This is a genomic window from Lysobacterales bacterium (assembly GCA_016721845.1).
Classification (GTDB): domain Bacteria; phylum Pseudomonadota; class Gammaproteobacteria; order Xanthomonadales; family Ahniellaceae; genus JADKHK01.
In genome coordinates, this window is the sequence record JADKHK010000013.1 from 1,719,434 (window position 1) to 1,743,824 (window position 24,391).

Below are 24,391 nucleotides of genomic sequence, written 5' to 3' on the forward strand. Positions count from 1 at the left end.
TCGGCAAGTCTTGCCGTCTCGTGGCGGCGCGCTACGCTCGTGGCCTTCCGGCGATGAACGAGCGGCATGAGCGCACGACCTGCTTCCCTGTTGGTGATCTTCGGCGCGACCGGCGATCTGGCGCAGCGCATGCTGCTGCCTTCGATGTACAGCCTGTATCGTGACGGCTTGCTGCCGGACGATGTCCGCATTCTCGGCACCGCACGCAGCGAGCTTGATGATGCCGGCTTCCGTGCCAGCGTCGCCGAGGCGCTGGCCAAGCGCGTGGCCGCAACCGATCGCGATACCGCATCGATCCAGCGGTTTCTGGAGATCGTGCACTACCAGGCCGCCGCCATCGACGATGCCGCTGCAGCGAAGGCGTTGACCGATCGTGTTTGCGCGATGACCCGCGGCGATGTCGTCTACCACCTCTCGACCGCGCCACGCTTCTACGCACCGATCTGCCACCTGCTCGGCGCTGCCGGCCTCGCCGGGCCGGGGACGCGCGTGATGCTGGAAAAGCCGATCGGCCACGACCTCGGCAGCGCGATCGCGATCAATGACGGCGTGACGCGCGTGTTCGACGAGACACGGGTGTTCCGCGTCGACCATTATCTCGGCAAGGAAGGCGTGCAAAACCTGCTGGCACTGCGTTTCGGCAACGCGCTGTTCGAACCATTGTGGAACGCGCGCCACATCGAGCAGGTGCAGATCACCGTCGCCGAGACCATCGGCATCGAAGGTCGCGGCGACTACTACGACCACAGCGGCGCCAGCCGCGACATGCTGCAGAACCACCTGTTGCAGCTGTTGTGCCTGACGGCCATGGAGCCGCCCTCGCATTTCGACCCGAGCGCGGTGCGCAACGAGAAACTCAAGGTCCTGCGCTCCCTGCGCCCGATCGGCGCGAACGAAGTCGCCACGCACAGCGTCGCGGGTCAATATGCGGCCGGCGCCATCGACGCAACCGCCGTTCCCGGCTATCGCGACGAACTCGGACGCGCCAGCCCGACCGAGACCTACATCGCGTTGCGCGCGCACATCGACAACTGGCGCTGGTCCGGCGTGCCGTTCTACCTCCGCACCGGCAAGCGCATGCCGCGTCGTTGCACCGAGATCTACCTGCAGTTCCGCGCCGTGCCGCACTCGATCTTCAAGGGCACCGGCGCGCATGCCGAGCCGAACGCGCTGGTCATCAAGCTGCAGCCCGAGGAACAGATCGAGCTGATGCTGATGCACAAGACTCCTGGGCTGGACCGTTCCGGACTCAAGCTGGCGCAGGTCACGCTCGATCTCGACGTGCACGATGCGTTTGCGCAGTCGCGCCGCCGTCTCGCCTACGAACGCCTGTATCTCGATGCGATCGAGGGCAATGGCACCCTGTTCGTGCGCCGTGACGAGACCGAAGCGGCGTGGCTCTGGATCGACGGCATCCTCGATGGCTGGCGCGCGCAGGGGGTGCAGCCGAAGTTCTATCCCGCCGGCACCTGGGGACCGAGCAGTGCGGTCGCGTTGACCGAGCGCCACGGCCACAGCTGGCGCGAATGAGCAGCGCGGCGATGAACTGGACGATTCACGAACACGTCGACGCCGATGCGCTCGCCGCGAACTGTGCGGCGCGCCTCGGCCAAGCACTCGACGACGCCGTGCATGGACGCGGCACCGCCCTGCTCGCGCTCGCCGGCGGACGGACCTCGCCGCCGGTGTTCCGACGATTGGCTTCACGGTCGTGCGACTGGTCGAGGGTCGCAATCCTGCCGAGCGACGAACGCTGGGTCGCCGCCGACCATGCGGACTGCAATCTGCGCCAGATGCGGGACGCCTTCGCGACCGCCGCTGGCATCCGGTGGCTGGCGCTGGTCCCGGCGCAACCGTCCGCTGGCGTCGATGCGAGTTTCGCGAATGCGATGCTCGCGGCGCACGCACAGCCCTTCGATGCCTGCATGCTCGGCATGGGCGCGGACGGTCATGTCGCCTCGCTGTTTCCGGGTGCACCGAACTTGTCGGACGCACTCGATCCCGCGAACGGCAACGCCGCGGTCGCGATCATCCCTGACCCGATGCCGGACGCCGGCCCGCATCCGCGCATCAGCCTGACCCTGTCCCGCATCCTCCGCTCGCGCCGACTGCTGCTGGTGATCAGCGGTGACGACAAGCGTCGCGTGCTGGAGCGCGCCCGCAGCGGGGACGCCACCTTGCCCGTTGCAGCCCTGGTCGCTGCCACCCATCCTGCGGCCGAAATCCACTGGAGCCCGTGATGAACCTGCATCCAGTCACCGAACGCGTCACCGCGCGCATCATCGAGCGCAGCCGGGCGCTGCGTGCCGCCTATCTCGCGCGGATTGATTCGGCACACGAGAAGGGCAGTGCGCGCGCCCGACTGGGCTGCGGCAATCTCGCGCACGGCTTCGCGGCCTCCGGCGTCGACAAGCCTTCGCTGCGTGGCACACGCAACCCGAACATCGGCATCGTCACCGCCTACAACGACATGCTCAGCGCCCACGAGCCGCTGAAACATTATCCGGAACTGATCAGGATGGCGGCGCGCGGCGTCGGCGCCAGCGCGCAAGTCGCGGGCGGCGTACCGGCGATGTGCGACGGTGTCACCCAGGGCCGCAGCGGCATGGAACTTTCGCTTTTCTCTCGCGACGTGATCGCGCAGGCCACGGCGATCGCGTTGTCGCACGAGATGTTCGACGGCGCCCTGCTGCTCGGTGTCTGCGACAAGATCGTCCCCGGACTGCTGATCGGCGCGCTCTCGTTCGGGCATCTGCCGATGATCCTGGTGCCCGCCGGCCCGATGCCCTCCGGCCTGCCGAATGCCGAGAAGGCGCGGGTGCGCCAGGCCTACGCCGAAGGCAAGGCGACGCGCGAACAACTGCTCGACGCCGAGGCCGCGTCGTACCACAGCGCCGGCACCTGCACCTTCTACGGCACCGCGAATTCGAACCAGATGCTGGTCGAAGTGATGGGCCTGCACATGCCGGGCAGCGCCTTCGTGAATCCGGGCACGGGCTTGCGCGACGCACTCACCGTCGCCGCGGCCGAGCGCGTCTGCGCGATCACTGCATTGGGCGACCACTACACGCCAATCGGACACACGATTGACGAGCGCGCCATCGTCAACGCGATGGTCGGCCTCGCCGCGACTGGCGGATCGACCAACCACGCGATTCATCTGGTCGCGATCGCACGCGCCGCCGGCCTCATCATCGATTGGGACGACCTCGATGAACTCAGTCGTGCCACGCCGCTGCTGGCGCGCATCTACCCGAACGGACAAGGCGACGTGAACCATTTCCACGCCGCCGGCGGCCTGGGGCTCGTGATCTGCGAGCTGCTGGACGCTGGGCTGATGCACGAGGACATCCGCTGCGTGCACGGCGGTTCGTTGCGCGAGCAGGCGCGCGAACCGCATCTCGTCGAGCGGCGACTGCGCTGGCGCGATCCGCCGAAGGCGTCGCTCGATGCGTCGATCCTGCGGGGCGTCACCGATCCCTTCGATGCCGAAGGCGGGCTGCGTCGGCTCCAGGGCAATCTCGGTCGCGCCTGCGTGAAGCTGTCTGCGGTGAAACCCGAACATCGCCTGATCGAAGCACCGGCGCGCGTGTTCGATTCGCAGGATGCGGTGCTGGCAGCATTCAAGGCGGGCGAACTCACCGGTGACTTCGTGGCGGTGGTGCGTGCCCAAGGCCCGCGCGCCAATGGCATGCCCGAGTTGCACAAACTCACGCCGACACTCGGCGTGTTGCAGGACCGCGGCCAGCGCGTCGCCCTGCTCACCGATGGACGCATGTCCGGCGCCTCGGGCAAGGTGCTGGCCGCGATCCACGTGTCGCCGGAATCGGTCTGCGACGGCGCACTCGCAAAGTTGCGCGATGGCGACGTGATCCGGATCGATGCCGAAGCCGGCCGCATGGACGTGTTGCTGGCAGCGGCTGATTTCTCCGCGCGCATTCCGGCCGCCTTCGATCTTGCGGCGAATCGTGCCGGTGTCGGCCGCGAATTGTTCGGTGTGATGCGTGCGCATGTCGGCTCGGCCGAACGTGGCGCATGCAGCCTGTTTTTGGATCCCTGAAGCGGAGTGCCGTTCGCATGACCCAATGGACCATCGAGCAACGCTGCAGCGCAGTCGACCTCATTCTCGCTCGGGCCCCGGTGCTGCCGGTCATCGCGATCCGCGAACTCGCGCATGCCGTTCCGCTTGCCCGCGCACTGGTCGCGGGCGGCCTGCCGGTACTTGAGGTGACCTTGCGCAGTCCGGTCGCGCTCGCCGCCATCACCGCGATGGTGCGCGAGGTTCCCGGCGCGATCATCGGCGCCGGCACGGTGCTCGACGAAGACGCGCTTGATGCCGTCACCCGCGCCGGCGCGCGCTTCGCGATTTCGCCGGGCTGCACCGAGGCCCTGTACCTCGCCGCATCGCGCGCGACGATTCCACACATTCCCGCCATCAGCACCGCCAGCGAATTGATGCGCGGGATCGAGCACGGTCATCGTCGCTTCAAATTCTTCCCGGCCGAATCCAGCGGTGGCGTCGGCACGCTCAAATCGTTCGCGGGCCCATTTGCACAGGTGAAATTCTGCCCGACCGGCGGTATCGATGCGGCGAGCGCGCCGCGCTACCTCGCGCTGCCGAACGTGCCGACCGTGGGCGGATCGTGGATGATTCCGGCCGACGCGCTGGCGGCCGGCGATTTCGAGCGGATCGAACATCTCGCGCGGGCTGCGGCGACCATGGCCGCGTCAAGCTGAAGCCAAGGAGATTCCCATGCACGCCGACCTGACGCCTTACCTGCAGATGATGGCGCAGAAGAACGCCTCCGACCTGTTCTTCACCGTCGGCGCTCCGCCGAACATCAAGATCGACGGCGAGACGATGCCACTGAAGCAGGCGACGCTCGGCGCGGAACAGGTGCGCGATCTCGCCTACTCGATCATGACCGAGAAGCAGCAGAAGGAGTTCGAGGCGACGATGGAGATGAATCTCGCCATCGGCCTGCCGAAGACCGGGCGTTACCGGGTCAACGTCTATCGCCAGCGCGGCGATGTCGCGTTCGCGCTGCGCTACATCACCAGCCAGATTCCCTCGATCGACGACCTCAACCTGCCGCCGATCCTGCGCGACCTGATCATGATTCCGCGCGGCCTCGTGCTGGTGGTCGGATCGACCGGTTCCGGCAAGTCGACGACGCTGGCGTCGATGATCGACTATCGCAATTCGATCAAGACCGGGCACATCCTCACCGTCGAGGAGCCGATCGAATACGTGCACGAGCACCAGAAGTCGATGGTCGACCAGCGCGAGGTCGGGCTCGACACGATGAGCTACGCGAACGCGCTGAAGAACGCGATGCGGGAAGCGCCGGACGTGATCATGATCGGCGAGATCCGTGATCGTGAAACCATGCAGGCGGCGATTTCGTATGCCGAAACCGGGCATCTGTGCCTGTCCACCCTGCACGCGAACAACGCCAACCAGACCCTTGACCGCATCGTCAATTTCTTTCCGGACAGCGCGCACCACCAGCTGTTCGTCGACCTGTCACTGAACCTGAAGGCGGTGATTTCGCAGCGGCTGCTGAAAGGACTGAATCGCAAACGCGTGCCGGCGGTCGAGATCCTGCTGAACACGGCCTATGTCGCCGACCTGATCGCCAAGGGCGAGATCGCACAGATCCGCGAGGCGATGAAACATGGGGCCGAGCACGGCATGCAGACCTTCGACGAATCGCTGTATCAGCTCTATGCCAGTGGTCGCATCAGCTACCAGGACGCACTGGAACACGCGGACTCGCACACCGACCTCGCGCTGCGCATCCGCCTCCAGGGTCCCGCACCCGGGTTTGCCACCCATCACGTCGGCGCCACCAGCGACGGCACGATGGCACTGGAAGACGTGTCGCCATTGGTACCGCGCCCCTGAATCGCGGCATCTGGACTGTCGTCGCACGCCGGTTAGGAAGCACGGCGACCCCTGCATCGGGTCACAGAACCAGGGTGCCTTCAGCGTCTGCCGTCTTCAGTCGCGCCAACGCCAGATTGCCCCTGTCGCGATCGAGTACCAGATAGGCGAAGATGCCAGGCTTTTCGGTCATCGGTCGAATGATGTGGTACTGCTTCCCTAGCGTGATCAGGATGTCTTCGATCTTGTCCTGAAGGCCGAGCGCCTTGATCGTCTTCATCTTCGCGCGTAGCACTTCGGTATTGCCGGCACCGGCCAGGTCGAGATCAATGCCTCCGCCCGCCTTGCCAAGCATCAAGCCGCTGTTGGAGTCGACAATGGCCGCCGCAATGGCGCCATCGATACCCATCAGTGCGATCAAGGTCTCACTCACATTCGCCATGTCTGCACTCCAAGTCGCCCGAATGATACCGGGATGCACATCGCGTATCCCGTCGGGACGTCGTGCCTCAAAAACCGAATCGGCGCCGCAGTCGATCGAACAATCCGGTCGGGGCCGGCTCGGGTATCGCCACATGTGCCCGAGGCGCGAGCGATCGTCCGGCCACCAGATAGCCGCCATCCCAACAGGCCATCAGGAAGGGCACTACTTGCTCCGGCGTCATCGCGCTGACCACGCAAGCCTTTTCGAGGGAAAATTCCCGTCCAGACAGCAGTGCCGACAGATTCAGGTGTTCGACATCGTGCGGGAGGCTGCCGAAGTCCGGCCAGCGCGCCATCCGGAAGGTCGCCGGCAGCTGTGCGTGCGCCGGGCTTGCGCCCTCAAGCGCCGCGACCCAACGCAATTCGCGCAACGGTCGCAAGGCGGTGTCTGGCATGCGCCGTGCCGCATCGCAACTGCTTGTGATGACGAAGCGACGCGACCGCATCGCCGCGCGCAGCCGCGCTGCGGGGATGTCGGAACGATAGCGGCCGCGTTGCGTCAGCACCGACAACTCGCCGAAACCGATGGCGCGGACGTGGGCATCGTGGGCCACTTCCTGGGCAAAAATGCGCAACAGCGCGTGTGCCAGCGTGCCGGTGTGCCCCGGGGTCTCATCGTGCGTCGTCGCGACGCCCGGCAGCGGCGCCCGAACGATGCCGCAGCGTTCGACCCAGAAGACCAGCGCTTCCAGCACCGGCGTCACGCGTAACGGCGCCAGCACCTCGGTATCGTTGGCACGCGCCGGCGATTCGCCTTCCTGGCAATATACGATCACGCCACGTCCCGACAGCACCGCGTTGTGACGGGCATCGCGCAGCCACGATCGCGACACGATCACGACATGGGCGCGATCAGGCGCGACCAGTTGCAGCGGTACGCGCAGTCTCGGTTCAATCACCGGAAGCAGCGACTTGAGTGCAGTGCGGTCCGCCTCGCTCAGTCCGAGCGTCCCGAGCAGGAACGGCGGCGACACCGGCTCCGATCGCCGGAACAACGATCTGCGCCGCTCCGTCACTTGATCACGTCTGCCCAAGTCGAGCTGCATGGCCACCATCCTGGAGGCATCGATCGAACGCCGATTCTCGAGAGAACGAGTTGATACCGTGAACCTGTCGCTTATGACAGCTTGGCGGGCAGCCCGAGCGGAGCTACCGGAGATGTTCGTGACGAGCCCCGATCCGGAACGACGGGCGTGCCCGCGCTTTGACCTGAGGCCCAGTGCTCGCTAGCGTCGGGGGATCATCGCTCCGGAGTTTGTCATGCGCCTGATCCGTTCCCTGCTCGTGTTGGCGGCAAGCGTCGCTTGCCTGCCCCTGACCGCCAAAGACGCGGCGAAGCCCGACGCCGACAAACCTTACGGCGCGCTGGCTTTCCGCTCGCTCGGCCCCCTGGTCGGTGGCCGCATTTCACGCGTCGCCGGCGTGCCCGGCAGCACAATTTTCTATGCCACCGCAGCCCAGGGCGGGGTCTGGAAGTCCAGCAACAACGGCATCGACTGGACTCCGATCTTCGATGGCGAATCCTCGCAGTCGCTGGGATCGATCGCGATCGCGCCGAGCGACCCGAACGTGATCTACGTCGGCGGCGGCGAAGCCAATCCGCGCGGCAATGTCGCGCTCGGCCATGGTCTCTGGCGCTCCACCGATGCGGGCGCGAGTTGGGAACAGGTACTTGAACTCAAGGGGCAGGTCGGCACGATTGCCGTGCACCCGCAGCATCCGGACATCGTCTTTGCGGCCGTACTCGGCTCGCCGTTCGGACCAGGCCCGCAACGCGGCGTCTATCGCTCGCTGGATGGCGGCGCGACCTGGTCCCAGGTACTGAAGGTGAACGCCGATACCGGCGCTTCCGATGTCGCCATCGATCCGCACAACCCGCGCATCGTCTACGCCGGGATGTGGCAGATGCGGCGCACGCCCTGGTCGCTGCAAAGTGGCGGCGAAGGCAGCGGCCTGTACCGCTCCAGCGACGGCGGCGCGACGTTCGAGAAGGTCGAACACGAGGTGATTCCGAAAGGCGTGGTCGGCAAGGTCGGCGTCGCATTCGCGCCCAGTCAGCCGGGCCGCATCTATGCCCTGATCGAGGCCGAGCAGGGCGGGCTGTTCCGCAGCGATGACGCGGGCGGCGAATGGAAGCGCGTCAACGAACATCACGTGCTGACCCAGCGCGCCTGGTACTACATGACGATGACGGTCGACCCGCAGAACGCGGACGTGGTCTGGTTTCCGCAGGTCGCGCTGATGCAGTCGCGCGATGGCGGCAAGACGGTACGCCAGATCGACGGTCCGCACCATGGCGATCACCATGACGTGTGGATCGACCCGAAGGACCCGCGGCGCATGGTCGACGGCAACGACGGCGGCATCGACGTGTCGCTCGATGGTGGCCAGACCTGGACGCATCCGCTGCTGCCGATCGCGCAGTTCTACAACATCGATGTCGACGACCGCGTGCCGTATCACGTCGGCGGCACGATGCAGGACTGGGGTACCGCGAGCGGCCCGTCGCGCAGCCTGCGCGGTCCGCACGCGGTGGCCGACTGGTTCTACGCCGGCGGTGGCGAGGCCGCGGACTTCGTCTACGACCCGTTTCGCCCCGGCCACATCTATGCCGGCGAATACATGGGCTATCTCTCGCACTTCGTCGAAGGCACCGGGCAGTACCGCAACATTTCGGTGTCGCATTACAACGGCTCCGGCATTCCGCCGAAACAGCATCCCTACCGCTTCCAGTGGACCGCACCCGCGGCCGCATCGCCCTTCCGCGATGGCGGCCTCTATCACGGTGGCAATGTCCTGTTCCGCACCCGTGACCAGGGCCAGACCTGGACCGCCATCAGCCCGGATCTGACCCGCGACGACGAGTCCAAGCAATCGTGGTCGGGTGGACCGATTACCGGCGACAACACCGGCGTCGAGGTCTACGGCACGATCTTCTCGATCGCCGAATCGCGCGTTCAGCGCGGCGTGATCTGGGTCGGCAGCGACGATGGCCTGGTGCATGTCAGCCAGGACGACGGAGCAAACTGGGCCAACATCACGCCCAAGGGACTGCCGGAGTGGGCGACGATCGAAGGGATCGAACCGTCACGCAGCGACGCCGGCACCGCCTGGTTCGTTGCGCATCGCTATCGCCTCGACGACCCCAAACCCTATCTGTTCGTGACCCGTGATTTCGGCAAGTCCTGGCAGCAGCTCGGCAAGGGCCTGCCGGCCGACCTGCCCTTGTATTCGGTTCGCGTCGATCCCGAGGACGCACGCTTCGTCTATCTCGGCAGCGAACGCGGCGTCTGGATGTCGCGCGACGGCGGCGCCAGTTTCAGCGAGCTCAAGCTCAATCTGCCGCCGGTGACGGTGATGGACATGGAGATCAAGCATGGCGATCTGGTCATCGGCACGCGTGGTCGCGGCCTTTGGACGCTGGAGCAGATCGCGTCGCTGCGCGAGTTCGATGACGGCGTGCGCAAGCAGGCCGCACACCTGTTCGCGACGCGCCCGACCATTCGCTTCCGCGAAGACGGCACCTGGGCTGAACTGGGCAACGGCACGTTTGAAGAGAGCAACGAGGGTGCCTTGCTGCACTACTGGCTGGCGGAAGTACCCAAGCAGCCGCTGACGCTGACGATCAAGGACGGCGATGGTCGCGTACTGCGCACGCTGAGCAGCGAGAAGAAGCCGGGCAAGTATGCCGAGGATGATCCGGACGAGCCGTCGGGTCCGCCGGAAGCCGATGTGACTGCAGACCAGGGATTCAACGCGACGGTGTGGAACCTGCGCGAGGAAGGCGCGCGCCGCATCGCCTTCAAGGCCGACATGGGTGATCCGGAAACCGGGCCGCTGGCCCTGCCGGGCACCTACACGCTGGAATTGAATGCCGATGGCCATGTCGCGACGACGACGCTGGACATCCTCGCCGATCCGCGTTCGCCGGCCAGCGCCGACGAATTGCGTGCCAACCATGCGCTCGCGATCCGCACCCGCGATGCGCTGACGCGCCTGTCGCTGTCGATCGACCGCGTCCGCGCCGTGCGCGAACAACTCGACGTGTTTGCGAAACATGCCGCAGCGCTGGCGAACGGCGCCGCGCTGCGCGATGCAATCAAGGCCGCAGCTGCACGGGTCGACGTGATCGAGGGCACGCTGCACAACCCGGAAGCGATCGTGAACTACGACATCCTCAGCGGCCGCGGTGGCGGCGCGAAACTCTATTCGCAGCTCGCACCGCTGTATTCCTGGATCGATGATTCCGACCACACCCCGACGCAATCGATGCTCGACCGTGCCGACGTCCTGCTCGCCGAGCTCGCGCAGCGCGAAGCCGACATCCAGACGCTGCGCGACCACGAACTCGCAACAGTCGAAGTCGAGGCCAACAAGCTCGGACTGGCGCGCATCCTGATTCCGTGACGATCCGCCGCCAGCTCAGTCTGTATGTGCCCGAACCGCAACGCAGCACGATCGACGCAGTGCGTGCGGTGCTGGACCCGGTGCAGCACGCGCTGATTCCGGCACACGTGACCTTGTGCCGCGAGGATGAACTCGCGGCGATCGATGAAGCCACGCTGGCCGTACGACTGGCGGTCGCGGCACCGATCACGTTGCGCTTCGGTGCACCGGTGCACTTCGACGGCCACGGCATTCTGATGCCGTGCGTGGAAGGTGAGCCCGGATTCCACGCGCTGCGTCAGCACGTGCTTGGGCGCGACGAAATCCGTCGTGCGTCGCCACATCTGACGCTGGCGCATCCGCGCAATCCGGTGGCGCCGGGCAACGACCTGGCGAATGCAGCGTCGATGCAAAACAGCGTCACGCTTCGATTCGACCGCGTGCATCTGATCGAACAGGTCGACGGCGGCGTCTGGCAGACGCTGGCGACATTCGATCTGGCGAAGCCATCCACTCTGCACATCCGCATCGACGATCTGAATGGGCCGGAGATCCAGGCGCTGCTCACCGAACATCTGCGCAGCATGCACAGCATCTCGCCGCCAGAGAGCGTGCATGCACTCGACCTCGACGGCCTGCGCAATTCGCGCGTCACTCTCTGGAGTGCCTGGCAGGACGACGTACTGCTCGGTTGTGGCGCGCTCAAGCAACTCGATGCGACGCACGGCGAGATCAAGTCGATGCGGACGACACAGGCCAACCGACGTAGCGGCGTGGGGCGCGCAATGCTGGCGCACATCGTCGATGAAGCGAGGCATCGCGGTTACCGGCGGCTGAGCCTGGAGACCGGATCCCAGCCCGAATTCGTGGCGGCGCATCGGCTTTATGCCGACTTCGGCTTCGTCACTTGCCCGCCCTTCGCGGACTATCGCCCTGATCCGCACAGCGTGTTCATGACGCTGGACTTGACGGTTGCGGATGCAGCGCATCGACCCGCAACGGGTTGACGGCGTCGCGACCACCGCCGAGTCTGGTGACCTCGCGCCACCCCCGGAGTCGATCGATGCCCCGCTTCCCGTTCCTCAGCCTGAACCACGGCCTCGCCGTGCTGCGCATCGGCACCGCCTTGTTGTTCATGGCCCACGCGGTCGTGCGCATCGCCAACGGCACCATTCCGCGCTTCGCCGACTTTCTCGGCGCACTCGGCTTTCCGCAACCGCTGCTGTGGGTGTGGGCGATCACGCTGGTCGAGATCATCGGCGGCGGCCTGATGATCCTGGGCATCAAGGTGCGCTGGATGGCGCTCGGCCTGTTGTCCATCGCGGCCGGCGGCATCGTGCTGATCCATGCAAGACAGGGCTGGTTCGTCGGCGAACACGGCACCGGCGGCAGCGAATACAGCGTCTGTTTGATCCTGTGCCTGCTGGTGATCGCGGCGGCGGACGCGGAACGGAGCGCGCGTCGCGACTGATGCGTCAGGCCCGCAGGATCTTCGCCATCGGCTTGCCCTTGGCGAGTTCGTCGACGAGCTTGTCGAGGTAACGGATCTTTCGCATCAGCGGATCTTCGACGTCCTCGACGCGCACGCCGCAGACGAGCCCCTTGATCAGCACCGCGTTCGGATGGAACGCGGGCGATTGCGCATAGAAGGTTTCGAGATCGTTGCTTGACGCGATCTGCTGCTGCAGACCTTGCTCGCTGTAACCCGTCAGCCAACGGATGACCTCGTCCAGCTCGGCCTGCGTCCGTCCCTTGCTCGTCGCCTTCTTGACGTACATCGGATACAGACTCGCGAACTTGATCGCGAAAACGCGGTGCTTGAGCATGTTGACCTCCCCGACGTCGTCCAAATTTACCCGAACAGGCAGGCTGGGTTGAGCCATTGCACGATCAGCGGCTGGTGCAATCCGCGCGCAAGTTCAGGGCCTTGGCGATGTCGCGCCAGTCGAAGGCGCCGACGCCCTGGTCGTCGTGTACGGCATAGAAGACGCCGTTCGGGAAGCGTGTCGTGGCCGACTGGTTCAACCACACGCCATCGGTATTGGCGACGGTGTTCCCTGCGAACGCCCCCAGGTGCTCGAGCGTCACGCGGTCGTAGAGATGGAACACGCTGCGATCGAGAAACTGGTCGGTCGTGATCCAGTAGCCGCTGCCGTCCGCGCACTGCCACAAGGCGATGCCTTCGGCCTGGGCCTTGAAGGTGCCGAGCCCGATCGTGCGGCCGCGATAACTTCCGGCGAGGTCGTATTCGCGCACCGCCGTGCCGACCATCGTGTCCTCTTCGGAAATCAGCAGGCGGTCGTGCGCGACGTCACCCTGGATCGACTCGGGGATGCGGATCGCACCGGCTGCGCTCACATCGCCGAATGCGGCCACGTGCCGCGCGCTTGCACCACCGGCGCTCAAGGTGACGCGATAACGCTGCATCCGGTGATCGAGTTCGGGCAGCGGCGGCGCAATGTCCCAGCCGTTCGGTCGCTTGCCGGCCATGTAGGCATCGGTGACGATCACCTCGAGGTCGCCGGGAGCGAGTTCGCGCACCCACAAGCCATAGGGCTGGGTCAGCTGCTCGCGGCCGAAGCTTGTCAGCGTCGTCAACGCGGGCAAGGACAACACTTGCACACGGTGGTTGTCGCGCTCGACCACGAACAGCAGGTCGCCATGCACAGCGACGCCGTTCGGACGACGGAACTGGCCTGGACCATCACCTTCGCTGCCGAAACGACGCAGGGTCGCGCCGGTGTCGCCGTCGTAGATCACCAGCTGGCCACCCACCTTCGCGGTCGCGAAGACCCAGGTCGTGCCATCGGGCGCTCGCCATGAAGCCGGCGAATCGATGTTGTCGTCCGGCGTCGATGCACTGAGGAAGGCCTCGGACACCAGCGCATGCGGAACATCGTATTCCGACAGCATCGGGTCCTGGTCGCCGTACTGATCCGGCTCCGGGGCGTCCCGCATCGAGGCGCAAGCCGAGAGGGACAGCACGATGGCAATCAGCAACGGGCGACGGAACGGCATGAAGGGACTCCGAGAAAGGACGCGTTATATCCGAGGCCGCGCGCCAGTGCACGTAGAATGCCCGCCCCATCCGACCACCACCGAAACTCGTGAACGCTTCGACCGACGCCGTGCTCGACACCCTGTTCCTGCCGCTGACCGGCGGCGAACTGACGTGGCCGGCTGCGGGTCGCGTGCTGTTCCTGCGCGCGCGCGATGGCGCGGTGTTGCGCCGCTTCCCGGCCGATGCACTGGTCTGCGAGCAATCCTTCAAGCCGGAAGCGCTGCGCCTTGAACGCGTCGGAATGACGCAGACGGCAAGGCCGGACGAGCGCTTCGCACGGGTGCTGGTGTTGCCGCCGCGCAGTCGCGACGAGGCGCGGGCACTGTTCGCGCAGGCGATCTCGCGAACGGCGGAGGATGGCGTGGTCGTCGCGGCGGCCGCGAACAATCAGGGCGCGCGCGCCTTGCAGGACGACCTGGAACGCCTCGCCGGCCCGGCCACGGCACTGTCGAAGCACAAGTGCCGGGTGTTCCGGCTGCACGTGCAGCATGACCGTGTCGATGCGAACGTGCTGGAGGCCTGGGCCCGACTCGATGCACCCTATCCGATCGGTCACGGCCTGCTCGGGCGCTCCGGCGTGTTCAGTGCCGATGGCATCGATCCGGCATCGCGCCTGCTGGCCGAACACTTGCCCGGCGATCTGGCCGGAAGCGCAGCCGATCTGGGTGCCGGCGGCGGTTATCTCGCGCTCGCACTGGTGACGCGCAATCCCGGCCTCGACCGCATCGATCTGTACGAGGCCGAGGCGCGTGCACTCGAGCTCGCGCGACTGAACCTGCGCACCGTGCCGCGTACCCTCGCCGTTGGCTACCACTGGCATGACGTGAGCACCGGCCTGCCCGCGCGCTACGACGTGATCGTCAGCAACCCGCCGTTCCACCAGGGGCGCGCCGATGCACCGGACCTCGGCCGTGCCTTTATCATCGCCGCCGCGCGGGCCTTGAATCCGGGCGGCCAGCTTTGGCTGGTCGCGAATCGGCATCTGCCCTACGAAGCCGCGTTGTCCGAACATTTCGCGCAAGTGCGCGTCATCGTCGTGCGGGATGGCTTCAAGGTCATCACGGCGCGCCTTTCCCCTTGAATCCGGACGCAAGATGAAACTGGTCAAACTGATCGCCAATCTCGGCTACGGCAGCCGTCGCGAAGTGCAGATGATGTTTCGCGAGGGCCGCATCACCGATCCGCAGGGCGAGGTGCTGTATGCGGACGACAAGGTCGCGCACGACGACATCCGCATCGACGACGAGCCGCTCGACCCGCCGGCGGGGATGCTGCTGATGTTGCACAAGCCCACCGGCTACACCTGTTCGACCAAGGATCCGGGACGCGTCATCTACGACCTGTTGCCCCCGCGTTTTCGCCTGCGCGATCCGCTGCTGTCGCCGGTCGGACGGCTGGATCGCGAGACCTCGGGCCTGCTGCTGATGACCGACGATGGCCAGTTGCTGCATCGGATCACTGCGCCGAAGTCCGCACTGCCCAAGGTCTACGTGGCAACGCTCGCGAACGATCTGCGTGGCGACGAGGCGACTGTGTTCGGCAGCGGCACGTTCATGCTGGAATCGGAGACCACACCGCTGGCCCCGGCGGTGATCGAACCGCTGTCGGCACGCGCGGCGCGCATCACCCTGATCGAAGGCCGCTACCACCAGATCCGGCGCATGTTCGCCGCCGTCGGCAATCACGTCGACACCCTGCAACGCCTCTCGCTCGGTGGTTTGACCCTCGACGGCCTTGAACCCGGCCAGTGGCGGGTCCTCGATGCCACCGACCTCGCGCGCGTCTGGCACTGAGCGCGCTACTGCTTTTCCCGCGCCATCTCCTCCATCTTCTTGCGCAAGGACAGCGGGCGCATGTCGGTCCAGATCTCCTTGATGTAGGCCAGGCATTCTTCCTTGCTGCCCTGTTTGCCGGCATCGTTCCAGCCCGGCGCGTTCTCGCGGTCCGCCGGCCAGATCGAATACTGTTCTTCGTGGTTCACGACCACCTTGTAACGGGTGGTGTCTTCCTGTTCGGCCGCGGAACGCTGCTGCAGCGCGGGTGACGGCGATTCCGTTGGCGGCGGCGGTGCCGGTTCCGGATCGGGCACGTCGGCATTTTCCCCGGACGCTGCCGCGTCATCCCCGGACGCGTCGACCTCTGCGGATTCGGCTTCGCCCGATTCAATTTCATCGGACGCTTCCTGGTCGGACGCCTCCTCGCCGGTCTCGTCTGCCGCGACTTCGTCTTCGCCGGTCTCCTCCTCGGCGAAGTCCTCGTCGTCCGCCTCGCCATCGTCCTCGTCCCAGCCGATGTCGTCGTCGTCGACCGCCGCCGCCGCTATCGGCACACTCAGCGACGCCAGCGAGAACGCGCACAACAGCAGGAAATGGCGAATCGGCAAGCGCATGGCGTGTCCTCGTAGGGTGACCGGATGCTACTCCGCAGCGCGGACCGGCCGCAGCCCCTCACGCCGCGCTGACATCGGTTCGTGAAAATGCGAGCCTTCACATCAGTGAAGACGGCTGCAATGCCGTTGGGACCGACAAAACCGCATGAGCCAAGACACCCCCACCACGCCGCACCGCCGTATGGACCGCTGGATCGTCGACGCCGCCAAGGCATTCGCGCGCTGGTTCGATACCGACACCGACGCCGAGCCGGGCGCAGACGCCCACCGCATCGATTGGGTGCGGGTGATTCCGTTTATCGGCCTGCACCTGGCGGCGCTGATCGGCGTCTGGTTCGTGGGGATTTCCTGGTTCGCGTTCTGGACGGCCGTGGTGCTGTACGCCGTGCGCATGTTCGCAATCACCGGGTTCTATCACCGCTATTTCTCGCACAAGACCTTCAAGACCTCGCGACCGGTGCAATTCCTGTTCGCGATCGTCGGCGCCGCCAGCGTGCAGCGCGGGCCGCTGTGGTGGGCGGCGCATCATCGCAATCATCATCGTCATTCCGACACCGAGCTGGATGTGCATTCGCCGGTCACGCGCTCGTTCTTCGTCAGCCACATGGGCTGGTTCCTGACCAAGGCCGGCTTTCGCACCGACCGCGCGGTGATCGCCGACCTGATGAAGTTTCCGGAACTGCGCCTGGTCGACCGCTTCGACGTGTTCGTGCCGATCGCGCTGGCAACCGCGCTGTTCCTGCTCGGCGGCTGGCTCGGCGAACATCGCCCCGAACTGGGGACCAGTGCCGCGCAACTGCTGATCTGGGGCTTCTTCGTCTCGACCGTGGTGCTGTTCCACGCCACGGTGACGATCAATTCGTTTGCGCACCGTTTCGGATCGCGTCGCTACAAGACCCGTGACGACAGCCGCAACAACTGGCTGCTGGCCCTGATCACCTTCGGCGAAGGCTGGCACAACAACCACCATCACTTCCCGGGATCTGCGCGCAACGGCTTCTTCTGGTGGGAATACGACCTCACTTTCTACGTGCTCAAGCTGATGAGCGTGTGCCGACTGGTCTGGGACCTGAAATCGGTGCCGCCGCAATTGAAGTACGCGCGATGAAGATCGCCGTCGTCGGTTCCGGCATCAGCGGCCTCGGCGCCGCGTGGTTGCTGTCGCGCGAACACGAGGTCAGCGTGTTCGAGGCCAACGACTACGTCGGCGGCCATACGCATACCCACGAGATCGCGCTGGGCGACGCCAGCTACAGGGTCGACACCGGCTTCATCGTCTGCAATCCGGACCACTACCCGAACTTCTTCCGCATGCTCGGCGAACTCGGCGTCGAGACCCAGGACACCACGATGAGCTTCGCCGTGCGCAACGAGCGCAGCGGCCTCGAATACAACGCCACCGATCTCGACCGACTCTTCATCCAGCGCCGCAACCTGCTGTCGCCACGATTCTGGTCGATGGTGCGCGGCATATTGAGGTTCTATCGCGAAGCGCCGGCCCTGCTCGACCTTCCCGGTGAAGGCCCGGACCTCGGCGACTATCTCGACGCGAATGGCTACGGCGAGGCCTTTCGCGATGATCATCTGGTGCCGATGGCCTCGGCACTGTGGTCCTCGCCGAGTGCACAGATCCTGAAGTTCCCGGCCAAGTATCTGGTGGCCTTCATGGCCAACCACCAGATGATGGTGACCCGCGATCGCAAGCCTTGGCGCGTGCTGCGCGGCGGATCGAACAGCTACGTTCGGGCCATGCTCGCGAATGCGGCGTTTGCCGTACGCACGAACACGCCCGTGCGCGCCGTGCGCCGGGACGAGAACGGGGTCGCCGTGCAACTCGATAGCGGCAGCGAACGCTTCGACCAGATCGTGCTGGCCTGCCACAGCGACCAGGCGTTGGCCTTGCTCGCCGACGCCAGCGATCGCGAACGCGAGATCCTCGGTGCGATCGGCTACCAGTTCAACGACACCGTGCTGCATACCGACGTGAGCCTGCTGCCAAAGCACCGCAAGGCCTGGGCGGCGTGGAACGCGCTGATGCTCGATGATGTGCGCCAGGCCTGCACCGTCACCTACGACATGAGCCAGTTGCAGGGTATCCAGGCCCCGAAAATTTCTGCGTGACCCTGAACTGCAGCGACCGAATCGACCCGGCACGGATCCTGAAGCGACTGCGCTATCACCATCCGATCTACACGCGAGCCTCGGTCGCGGCGCAGGCGCGGCGCGACGAAATCAGCGGCCAGAAACGCACCTGGTACGCCGGCGCCTACTGGGGCTGGGGCTTCCATGAGGACGGCATGCGCAGCGCCGTCAATGTCGCACGCGCGCTGGGCGTACGCTGGCCGTGACTGGCGAGTTCGCCAGCGCGATCTACCGCGGCCGCGTGCGCCATCGTCGCCATGCCCCGCATCCGCATGCCTTCGCCTACGACATCGCTTATCTGTATCTCGATCTCGACGAGGTCGACACCGTCATGGCGCTGAGTCCTTGCTGGTCCGCGGCCCGTCGCAACCTGGGCGAGTTCCGTCGCAGCGACTATCACGGTGATCCGGCGACGCCCCTGGCCGATGCGGTCCGCGACACGGTGCAGGCGCGGATCGGTCGACGCCCGCCCGGACCGATCCGGCTGCTGACCCAGGCCCGCTACTTCGGCCACTGCTTCAATCCGGTGAGTTTCTATTACTGCTTCGACGCCGACGGCCACACGCTCGACGTGATCGTCGCCGAGATCACGAACACCCCATGGCAGGAACGGCATGCCTATGTGCTGCCGGTGCAGGACGCAGAACGCCACGGCCATGCGCTGCACTACCGGTTCGACAAGCGTTTCCATGTGTCGCCCTTCCTGCCGATGGACCGCCAGTACGACTGGCGCTTCCAGGTGCCGGACGAGCACCTGCGCGTGCACATGGACGTGAATCGCGAGGCCGTTCGGGACTTCGACGCGACCCTCGTGCTCGAGCGCGAGGCAATGTCTCGCAGCGCCCTGCATCGGCTGCTGTGGCGCTACCCGCTGATGACGCTGCGCGTGGTCGCCGCGATCCACTGGCAGGCCTTCATCATCTGGTGCAAACGCAACCCTGTGTACGATCACCCGGCAAAATCAAAGGTCGCGCCATGAACAGCAACTCCGAAGTCATCGAACGCCCCGTCGATACGGCGCCCGAAGCGCACAGTCGCTTCACGCGGTTCCTGCGCCGTCGCTTCCTGGCCTCGCTGGCCGGCCTGCGCGACTGCGAACTCAAACTGCACGACGACGGCGAAACCTTCGTGCTCGGCACGGCTGCAGCCGGAACCGAGCCGCTGCGGGCCGAGATCCACGTCGTGTCGGCCGAGTTCTATCGACGCCTCGCGATGAACGGCTCGGTCGGCGTGGCCGAGGCCTACATGGACGAACTCTGGCGTTGCGACGACCTGACCGCACTGGTGCGCATCTTCGTGCGCAACCGCGGCCTGCTCGACGCGATGGAAACCGGGTCGGCGCGCATCGGCGGCTGGCTGATGCAGGCCTTGCACGTGTTCCGGCGCAACACCCGCGCAGGCAGTCGCAAGAACATCGCCGAGCACTACGATCTCGGCAATGACCTGTTCCGCCTGTTCCTCGACCGGAACCTGATGTATTCCTCCGCGATCTTCGTGCACGAGCACGAGTCGCTGGAGGTCGCGGCGACCCGCAAGCTCGATCGCATCTGCCAGAAGCTGGACCTGAAGCCGGGCGACCACGTCGTCGAGATCGGCACCGGCTGGGGTGGTTTTGCACTGCATGCCGCGAAGCACTACGGCTGCCGCATCACCACCACCACGATCTCGCGCGAGCAGCACGCGCTCGCCAGCCAGCGCGTCGCCGAAGCCGGTCTCTCCGACCGCGTGACCCTGCTGCTGAGCGATTATCGCGACCTCGATGGCCAGTACGACAAGCTGGTATCGATCGAGATGATCGAGGCGATCGGCCACCAGTATCTGGATACCTATTTTGCCAAGTGCTCCTCGCTGCTGAAGGCGGACGGTCTGGCCCTGATCCAGGCCATCACCATCGAGGACCATCGCTACGCGCAGGCGCTGACATCGGTCGATTTCATCAAGCGCTACATTTTTCCGGGCAGCTTCATTCCGTCGGTATCGGCGATGCTGGAAGCCTCGGGCCGCGTGTCCGACCTCAAGCTCACCCAGCTCGAAGACATCGGCCCGAGTTACGCGGTCACGCTGCGCATCTGGCATGAGCGCTTCATGGAAAAGCTCGGCGCAGTGCGCGAACTCGGCTATCCGGATCGCTTCATTCGCATGTGGCGCTGGTATCTCGCCTATTGCGAGGGGGGCTTCATCGAGCGCGCGATCGGCGATGTGCAGATGTTGCTCGCCAAACCCGGCGCACGGCGTGCGCAATATCTGCCCGACCTGAACCCCACGCTATGAACCTGATCGCGAACGCCGCGTTGTTCCAGGTCGTCTGGTTCGCCACCGTGGCCGGTGCCGGTGCCGGTCATTGGTGGACCGGACTGCCAGCCCTCGCCGTCTTCGCGATCTGGCAACTGCGCACCTCGCGCTGGCCGCGCGCCGATGCGGCCACGGTCGGCATCGGCATCCTGCTCGGGCTCGTCATCGATTCGATCCTGATCGCCGGTGGCTGGTTGCGTTATGCAACACCGCTGCCCTGGGTGCAGTTGGCGCCGGTCTGGATCATCGTGTTGTGGGCGGGCTTTGCATTGACGCTGAATCATTCGCTGGCCTTCCTGAAGCAGCACGTGCTGTGGTCGCTGCTGTTCGGTGCGATCGGCGGACCGCTCGCTTACCTCGGGGCCGCGCGCCTCTTCAATGCCGTCGAGTTCACCGCACCGGACATGCAGGTGGTGCTGGCGCTCGGTATTGCCTGGGCAATCGCGACACCGTTGTTGCTGACGATCGCCTCGCGACTGGTGGCACGCGAGCCGGTTCCGGCATGAATCCGCTGCTGCTGCCGCTGCTCTGGCTGGGCTTGATCGCAGCGATCGTGATGACTGCGGTGTGGGCGCTGCAGTGGCGCACCCGCAATGCCGGCTACGTCGATGTCGCCTGGGCCTTGATGCTCGCCAGTGCGGCGCTCGGCTTCGGCTGGTTTGCGCAGGGTGATGTCGCGACCCGGCTGACCGTCGCCGTGCTCGGCGGTCTGTGGGGCTACCGGCTTGGATTGCACCTGCTGCACCGGGTATTGCGTGAACCCGAAGACGGGCGGTATGCACATCTGCGCAATCACTGGCGCGGCGATCAAGGCAAGTTCTTCGGCTTCTTCATGTTCCAGGCCGTGCTGACCGTGTTGTTCGCGACGCCGATGCTGGCGGCGGCGCAGAATCCGACGCCGCTGGACGTGCCGCATCTGGTGGTCGCGGTGGCGATCTGGTGCGTCGCGCTCGGCGGTGAATCGCTGGCCGACGCACAACTCGACGCGTTCCGTCGCCATCCCGGAAATCGCGGCAAAACCTGTCGCGACGGGCTCTGGCGATATTCGCGTCATCCGAATTATTTCTTCGAGTGGCTGCACTGGTTCGCCTATGTCGCACTCGCCTTCGGTTCGCCCTTGTTCGCGCTGAGCTGGATTGGCCCGATCGTGATGTTCGTCGCGCTGAACTGGATCACCGGCATCCCCTTCGTCGAAGCGCAGTCGCTGCGCTCGCGCGGTGATGACTATCGCGAATATCAACGGACCACGAACCGATTCATTCCATGGACACCCCGCGCATGAGCACCTCCATCAGTGAACGCCTGCACGCCCTGACCGGGCACGAACCGGTACTTTCAGGGATCGGGCTTGCAGAACGCGGCGTGCTGCCCGACCCGTTGCTGCGCCTCGCGATGCGCCATCTGTGCGCCGAACGGCTGCGACAGGAATACGCCGGCGACTGGTTCGAGCGCCTGCGCGCCCGCGTCCACGAACTTCGGCAAAGCCCGATCGCGATCGAGACCGAGGCCGCGAACACCCAGCACTATGAAGTGCCGCCCGCGTTCTTCGTGGCGTCGCTCGGGCAGCGCCTGAAGTATTCGAGCTGCTATTACCCGACCGGCCGCGAAACGCTGGACGAGGCCGAAATCGCGATGCTCGATCTGTACCTCGAACGCGGCGAGTTCCGTGACGGACAGGACGTGCTCGAACTCGGCTGTGGCTGGGGATCCCTGACGCTGACCCTGGCCGAGCGATTTCCGAATTCGCGCATCACCGGCGTCAGCAATTCCGCGTTCCAGCGCGAGTTCATCGAAGCGCGCGCCCGCGAACGCGGGCTCGCGAACGTGCGCATCCTGACCCGCGACGTGAATCGCCTCGAACTCGATGCGGCCGCGTTCGATCGCTGTGTCTCGATCGAGATGTTCGAGCACATGCGCAACTATGAGACCCTGCTCGGGCGCATCGCCGCTTGGCTGCGTCCGGGCGGCAAGCTCTTCGTGCACATCTTCTGCCACCGCGAGGTCTGCTATCCGTTCGAGCGCGACGGCGACCACGACTGGATGGCCCGCCATTTCTTCACCGGCGGGCTGATGCCGAGCGCCGACACGCTGTTGTGGTTCCAGCGCGACCTGAAGATCGAGGAACAGTGGCGCGTGCCCGGCACGCATTACGAGAAGACCGCCAACCACTGGCTGCAGAACCAGGACGCGCGCCGCGACACCGTGCTGAAGACCCTGGCCGGTGCCTATGGCGACGACCGCGCCCTGCTCTGGCACCAGCGCTGGCGCATGTTCTGGATGGCCTGCGCGGAACTGTTCGGCTATCGCGACGGCACGGAATGGCTGGTGGGGCACTACCGGTTCGCGAAGCCTTGATCGGCATTCTGTAGGAGGGCCACTTGTGGCCCGACAAGCGTTCCATCGGGCCACAAGTGGCCCTCCTGCAGACAGCGATGGCACACTGGGACATGACCCGTGCCCGCGCCGCTTTTACCGACTTCGTGGTCCGATCGCCACAGCACCGATTCGTCGTTGCACTCAGTGGCGGCCTCGATTCGCGCACGCTGCTGCACGTGGCCGCGTCTCTGCGTCATGAACTGGGGTTCGACCTGCGCGCGATCCACGTCGATCACGGTCTGCATCCGGATTCGGCACGGTGGGCCGAGTGCTGTCGCGACTGGTGCGCCGCGCTGGCCGTCCCGGTCGATGTCGTGCGCGTCCAGGTCGAGCGCATCGCCGAACTCGGGCTCGAAGCCGCAGCCCGCGCGGCGCGACACACCGCGTTTTCGGAACGGATGGGCGAGGATGAGGTGCTGCTGGCCGCGCATCATCGCGACGACCAGGCCGAGACCTTCCTGCTGCGCGCCCTGCGTTCGCCCGGTTACGACGGTCTCGCGGGCATGCGTCCGCTGCGTCGCTTCGCACGTGGCTGGCTGGCACGCCCCTGGCTCGACGTGGCACGCAGCGCGATCCGTGCCGAAGCCGAGGCAGCCGGACTCGACTGGATCGACGATCCGAGCAATGCCGATATCGCGCTCGACCGCAATTTCCTGCGCCACGAGATCCTGCCAAGACTTGCGCAGCGCTGGCCGCAGGCGGTCACGGCACTGGCGACCTCGGCCGAACGCGCGGCCGATCTGCTCGCGCTTGCCGAGCCCGAGGTACAAAGGCTGCTCGCGCATCATCGCGATCTCGATCCCGCGGTGCTCGACACGCGCGTGCTCGACCTGGCCGATGGCAGCGCCTTCGCGGTGATCAAGGCCTGGCTGCGCGATCTGGGTCTGCCGAATCCGCCGCCGTCGGCACTGCGCGAGATGCATCGGCAGATGCGCGACGCGCGCGCCGACCGCGTGCCGGAAGTGCGCTGGCCGGGCGGAGTGATGTATCGCTATCGCGACCGCCTGCATGCCGGCGCACCGATGGCATCGGTCCCGTTGCTGGAGCAAGCGTGGTCGTCGGATGCAGCATTGGTGCTGCCCGACGCGCGCATGCTGCCGGCCCTGCCCGGACTGTTCGACGCGCCGTTGCGAATCGCGCCCCGACGCGGCGGCGAGAAGATCCGGCTGCACGCGAACGCGTCGCGGCGACCGGTCCGCCTGCTGCTGCAGGAGTACGGCGTACCGCCCTGGCGGCGCGACGCGCTTCCGTACCTGTGGCAGGGCGAAACCTTGATCGCGGTCGGCGACCTGTTCCTCGACGCAGGTTTCTCGGCGCGGCTGCGCGAAGCCGGCCGCGTCTGGCGAATTGAAACGCCGGCGCGCTCGGGCTAAGG

22 protein-coding genes and 1 pseudogene are annotated in these 24,391 nt (G+C 65.9%); 18 read left to right on the plus strand and 5 right to left on the minus strand.

Annotated features, from left to right (window positions below; genetic code table 11):
- Positions 1–66 precede the first annotated feature (66 nt).
- Genes zwf through IPP28_15355 form a run of 5 tightly spaced genes read left to right on the plus strand, consistent with a single transcriptional unit; the run spans position 67 to position 5,908 of the window.
- A complete protein-coding gene (gene zwf / locus IPP28_15335) occupies positions 67–1,530 on the plus strand; it encodes a glucose-6-phosphate dehydrogenase (GenBank protein MBL0042368.1) in 1,464 nt (487 codons plus the stop codon).
- 11 nt (positions 1,531–1,541) lie between these two features.
- Positions 1,542–2,240 (plus strand): 6-phosphogluconolactonase, encoded by a 699-nt coding sequence (gene pgl / locus IPP28_15340; GenBank protein ID MBL0042369.1) that lies wholly within the window; start codon positions 1,542–1,544, stop codon positions 2,238–2,240.
- Positions 2,240–4,060 carry a phosphogluconate dehydratase gene (locus IPP28_15345; protein ID MBL0042370.1) on the plus strand — a complete coding sequence of 607 codons (1,821 nt, stop codon included), beginning with the start codon at positions 2,240–2,242 and terminating at the stop codon, positions 4,058–4,060. The genes pgl and IPP28_15345 overlap by 1 nt, the downstream gene beginning before the upstream one ends.
- A 17-nt stretch (positions 4,061–4,077) precedes the next feature.
- Positions 4,078–4,737 (plus strand): bifunctional 4-hydroxy-2-oxoglutarate aldolase/2-dehydro-3-deoxy-phosphogluconate aldolase, encoded by a 660-nt coding sequence (locus IPP28_15350; GenBank protein ID MBL0042371.1) that lies wholly within the window; start codon positions 4,078–4,080, stop codon positions 4,735–4,737.
- Positions 4,738–4,753: 16 nt separating this feature from the next.
- The gene (locus tag IPP28_15355) at positions 4,754–5,908 is read left to right on the plus strand and encodes a PilT/PilU family type 4a pilus ATPase (GenBank protein ID MBL0042372.1); all 1,155 of its coding nucleotides are present in this window, start codon (positions 4,754–4,756) and stop codon (positions 5,906–5,908) included.
- 61 nt (positions 5,909–5,969) lie between these two features.
- On the opposite strand, the gene IPP28_15360 is transcribed toward IPP28_15355, so the two are convergent.
- Together IPP28_15360 and IPP28_15365 are read right to left on the minus strand one after the other, a co-directional pair.
- Positions 5,970–6,329, minus strand: coding sequence for a hypothetical protein (locus tag IPP28_15360; protein MBL0042373.1), 360 nt, complete (start codon positions 6,327–6,329; stop codon positions 5,970–5,972).
- A 67-nt stretch (positions 6,330–6,396) separates the two neighbouring features.
- Positions 6,397–7,365, minus strand: a complete 969-nt coding sequence (locus tag IPP28_15365) for a hypothetical protein (protein MBL0042374.1) — start codon at positions 7,363–7,365, stop codon at positions 6,397–6,399.
- A gap of 265 nt (positions 7,366–7,630) precedes the next feature.
- On the opposite strand from IPP28_15365, the gene IPP28_15370 reads away from it, so the two are divergent.
- Genes IPP28_15370 through IPP28_15380 form a run of 3 tightly spaced genes read left to right on the plus strand, consistent with a single transcriptional unit; the run spans position 7,631 to position 12,227 of the window.
- A complete protein-coding gene (locus tag IPP28_15370) occupies positions 7,631–10,777 on the plus strand; it encodes a glycosyl hydrolase (GenBank protein ID MBL0042375.1) in 3,147 nt (1,048 codons plus the stop codon).
- Positions 10,774–11,763: a GNAT family N-acetyltransferase gene (locus IPP28_15375; protein ID MBL0042376.1), complete on the plus strand. Its 990-nt coding sequence runs from the start codon at positions 10,774–10,776 to the stop codon at positions 11,761–11,763. The genes IPP28_15370 and IPP28_15375 overlap by 4 nt, the downstream gene beginning before the upstream one ends.
- A 56-nt stretch (positions 11,764–11,819) precedes the next feature.
- Positions 11,820–12,227: a DoxX family protein gene (locus IPP28_15380; protein ID MBL0042377.1), complete on the plus strand. Its 408-nt coding sequence runs from the start codon at positions 11,820–11,822 to the stop codon at positions 12,225–12,227.
- Between the two features lie 4 nt (positions 12,228–12,231).
- On the opposite strand, the gene IPP28_15385 is transcribed toward IPP28_15380, so the two are convergent.
- Together IPP28_15385 and IPP28_15390 are read right to left on the minus strand one after the other, a co-directional pair.
- The gene (locus IPP28_15385; GenBank protein ID MBL0042378.1) at positions 12,232–12,582 is read right to left on the minus strand and encodes a DUF2200 domain-containing protein; all 351 of its coding nucleotides are present in this window, start codon (positions 12,580–12,582) and stop codon (positions 12,232–12,234) included.
- 64 nt (positions 12,583–12,646) lie between these two features.
- On the minus strand, positions 12,647–13,774 hold the full coding sequence (locus tag IPP28_15390) for a phytase (GenBank protein ID MBL0042379.1): 1,128 nt from the start codon (positions 13,772–13,774) through the stop codon (positions 12,647–12,649).
- An 89-nt stretch (positions 13,775–13,863) separates the two neighbouring features.
- Here IPP28_15390 and IPP28_15395 point away from each other — a divergent pair, with 89 nt between their 5' ends.
- Both IPP28_15395 and IPP28_15400 read left to right on the plus strand, forming a co-directional pair.
- Positions 13,864–14,898, plus strand: a complete 1,035-nt coding sequence (locus tag IPP28_15395; GenBank protein ID MBL0042380.1) for a class I SAM-dependent methyltransferase — start codon at positions 13,864–13,866, stop codon at positions 14,896–14,898.
- Between the two features lie 13 nt (positions 14,899–14,911).
- Complete coding sequence (locus IPP28_15400) at positions 14,912–15,610, plus strand: rRNA pseudouridine synthase (protein MBL0042381.1); 699 nt, start codon at positions 14,912–14,914, stop codon at positions 15,608–15,610.
- A gap of 5 nt (positions 15,611–15,615) precedes the next feature.
- Here IPP28_15400 and IPP28_15405 read toward each other — a convergent pair whose 3' ends face one another.
- The gene (locus IPP28_15405) at positions 15,616–15,852 is read right to left on the minus strand and encodes an MbtH family protein (GenBank protein MBL0042382.1); all 237 of its coding nucleotides are present in this window, start codon (positions 15,850–15,852) and stop codon (positions 15,616–15,618) included.
- Positions 15,853–16,387: 535 nt separating this feature from the next.
- On the opposite strand from IPP28_15405, the gene IPP28_15410 reads away from it, so the two are divergent.
- The 8 genes and pseudogenes from IPP28_15410 to tilS all read left to right on the plus strand — a co-directional run bounded on the left by IPP28_15410 (position 16,388) and on the right by tilS (position 24,389).
- A complete protein-coding gene (locus IPP28_15410; GenBank protein MBL0042383.1) occupies positions 16,388–17,314 on the plus strand; it encodes a fatty acid desaturase in 927 nt (308 codons plus the stop codon).
- Positions 17,311–18,554 (plus strand): annotated as a pseudogene (locus IPP28_15415) (FAD-dependent oxidoreductase). The gene IPP28_15410 and the pseudogene IPP28_15415 overlap by 4 nt, the downstream one beginning before the upstream one ends.
- The gene (locus tag IPP28_15420) at positions 18,551–19,327 is read left to right on the plus strand and encodes a DUF1365 domain-containing protein (GenBank protein MBL0042384.1); all 777 of its coding nucleotides are present in this window, start codon (positions 18,551–18,553) and stop codon (positions 19,325–19,327) included. Before IPP28_15415 ends, IPP28_15420 begins: the two are co-directional and overlap by 4 nt.
- Positions 19,324–20,619, plus strand: coding sequence for a class I SAM-dependent methyltransferase (locus IPP28_15425; protein ID MBL0042385.1), 1,296 nt, complete (start codon positions 19,324–19,326; stop codon positions 20,617–20,619). Before IPP28_15420 ends, IPP28_15425 begins: the two co-directional genes overlap by 4 nt.
- A complete protein-coding gene (locus tag IPP28_15430) occupies positions 20,616–21,146 on the plus strand; it encodes a DUF2878 domain-containing protein (GenBank protein MBL0042386.1) in 531 nt (176 codons plus the stop codon). The genes IPP28_15425 and IPP28_15430 overlap by 4 nt, the downstream gene beginning before the upstream one ends.
- An 8-nt stretch (positions 21,147–21,154) precedes the next feature.
- Positions 21,155–21,922, plus strand: coding sequence for a DUF1295 domain-containing protein (locus IPP28_15435; protein ID MBL0042387.1), 768 nt, complete (start codon positions 21,155–21,157; stop codon positions 21,920–21,922).
- A complete protein-coding gene (locus tag IPP28_15440) occupies positions 21,919–22,995 on the plus strand; it encodes a class I SAM-dependent methyltransferase (GenBank protein MBL0042388.1) in 1,077 nt (358 codons plus the stop codon). The genes IPP28_15435 and IPP28_15440 overlap by 4 nt, the downstream gene beginning before the upstream one ends.
- Positions 22,996–23,072: 77 nt before the next feature.
- Positions 23,073–24,389, plus strand: a complete 1,317-nt coding sequence (tilS, locus tag IPP28_15445) for a tRNA lysidine(34) synthetase TilS (protein ID MBL0042389.1) — start codon at positions 23,073–23,075, stop codon at positions 24,387–24,389.
- The last annotated feature ends 2 nt before the right edge of the window (positions 24,390–24,391 follow it).

What these genes read in the sequence shown, in the direction of transcription:
- zwf (MBL0042368.1), top strand. Translation starts at nt 67, where the DNA reads ATGAGCGCACGACCTGCTTCCCTGTTGGTGATCTTCGGCGCGACCGGC.
- pgl (MBL0042369.1), top strand. Translation starts at nt 1,542, where the DNA reads ATGAACTGGACGATTCACGAACACGTCGACGCCGATGCGCTCGCCGCG.
- IPP28_15345 (MBL0042370.1), top strand. Translation starts at nt 2,240, where the DNA reads ATGAACCTGCATCCAGTCACCGAACGCGTCACCGCGCGCATCATCGAG.
- IPP28_15350 (MBL0042371.1), top strand. Translation starts at nt 4,078, where the DNA reads ATGACCCAATGGACCATCGAGCAACGCTGCAGCGCAGTCGACCTCATT.
- IPP28_15355 (MBL0042372.1), top strand. Translation starts at nt 4,754, where the DNA reads ATGCACGCCGACCTGACGCCTTACCTGCAGATGATGGCGCAGAAGAAC.
- IPP28_15360 (MBL0042373.1), bottom strand. Translation starts at nt 6,329, where the DNA reads ATGGCGAATGTGAGTGAGACCTTGATCGCACTGATGGGTATCGATGGC.
- IPP28_15370 (MBL0042375.1), top strand. Translation starts at nt 7,631, where the DNA reads ATGCGCCTGATCCGTTCCCTGCTCGTGTTGGCGGCAAGCGTCGCTTGC.
- IPP28_15380 (MBL0042377.1), top strand. Translation starts at nt 11,820, where the DNA reads ATGCCCCGCTTCCCGTTCCTCAGCCTGAACCACGGCCTCGCCGTGCTG.
- IPP28_15385 (MBL0042378.1), bottom strand. Translation starts at nt 12,582, where the DNA reads ATGCTCAAGCACCGCGTTTTCGCGATCAAGTTCGCGAGTCTGTATCCG.
- IPP28_15390 (MBL0042379.1), bottom strand. Translation starts at nt 13,774, where the DNA reads ATGCCGTTCCGTCGCCCGTTGCTGATTGCCATCGTGCTGTCCCTCTCG.
- IPP28_15400 (MBL0042381.1), top strand. Translation starts at nt 14,912, where the DNA reads ATGAAACTGGTCAAACTGATCGCCAATCTCGGCTACGGCAGCCGTCGC.
- IPP28_15410 (MBL0042383.1), top strand. Translation starts at nt 16,388, where the DNA reads ATGGACCGCTGGATCGTCGACGCCGCCAAGGCATTCGCGCGCTGGTTC.
- IPP28_15425 (MBL0042385.1), top strand. Translation starts at nt 19,324, where the DNA reads ATGAACAGCAACTCCGAAGTCATCGAACGCCCCGTCGATACGGCGCCC.
- IPP28_15430 (MBL0042386.1), top strand. Translation starts at nt 20,616, where the DNA reads ATGAACCTGATCGCGAACGCCGCGTTGTTCCAGGTCGTCTGGTTCGCC.
- IPP28_15440 (MBL0042388.1), top strand. Translation starts at nt 21,919, where the DNA reads ATGAGCACCTCCATCAGTGAACGCCTGCACGCCCTGACCGGGCACGAA.
- tilS (MBL0042389.1), top strand. Translation starts at nt 23,073, where the DNA reads ATGGCACACTGGGACATGACCCGTGCCCGCGCCGCTTTTACCGACTTC.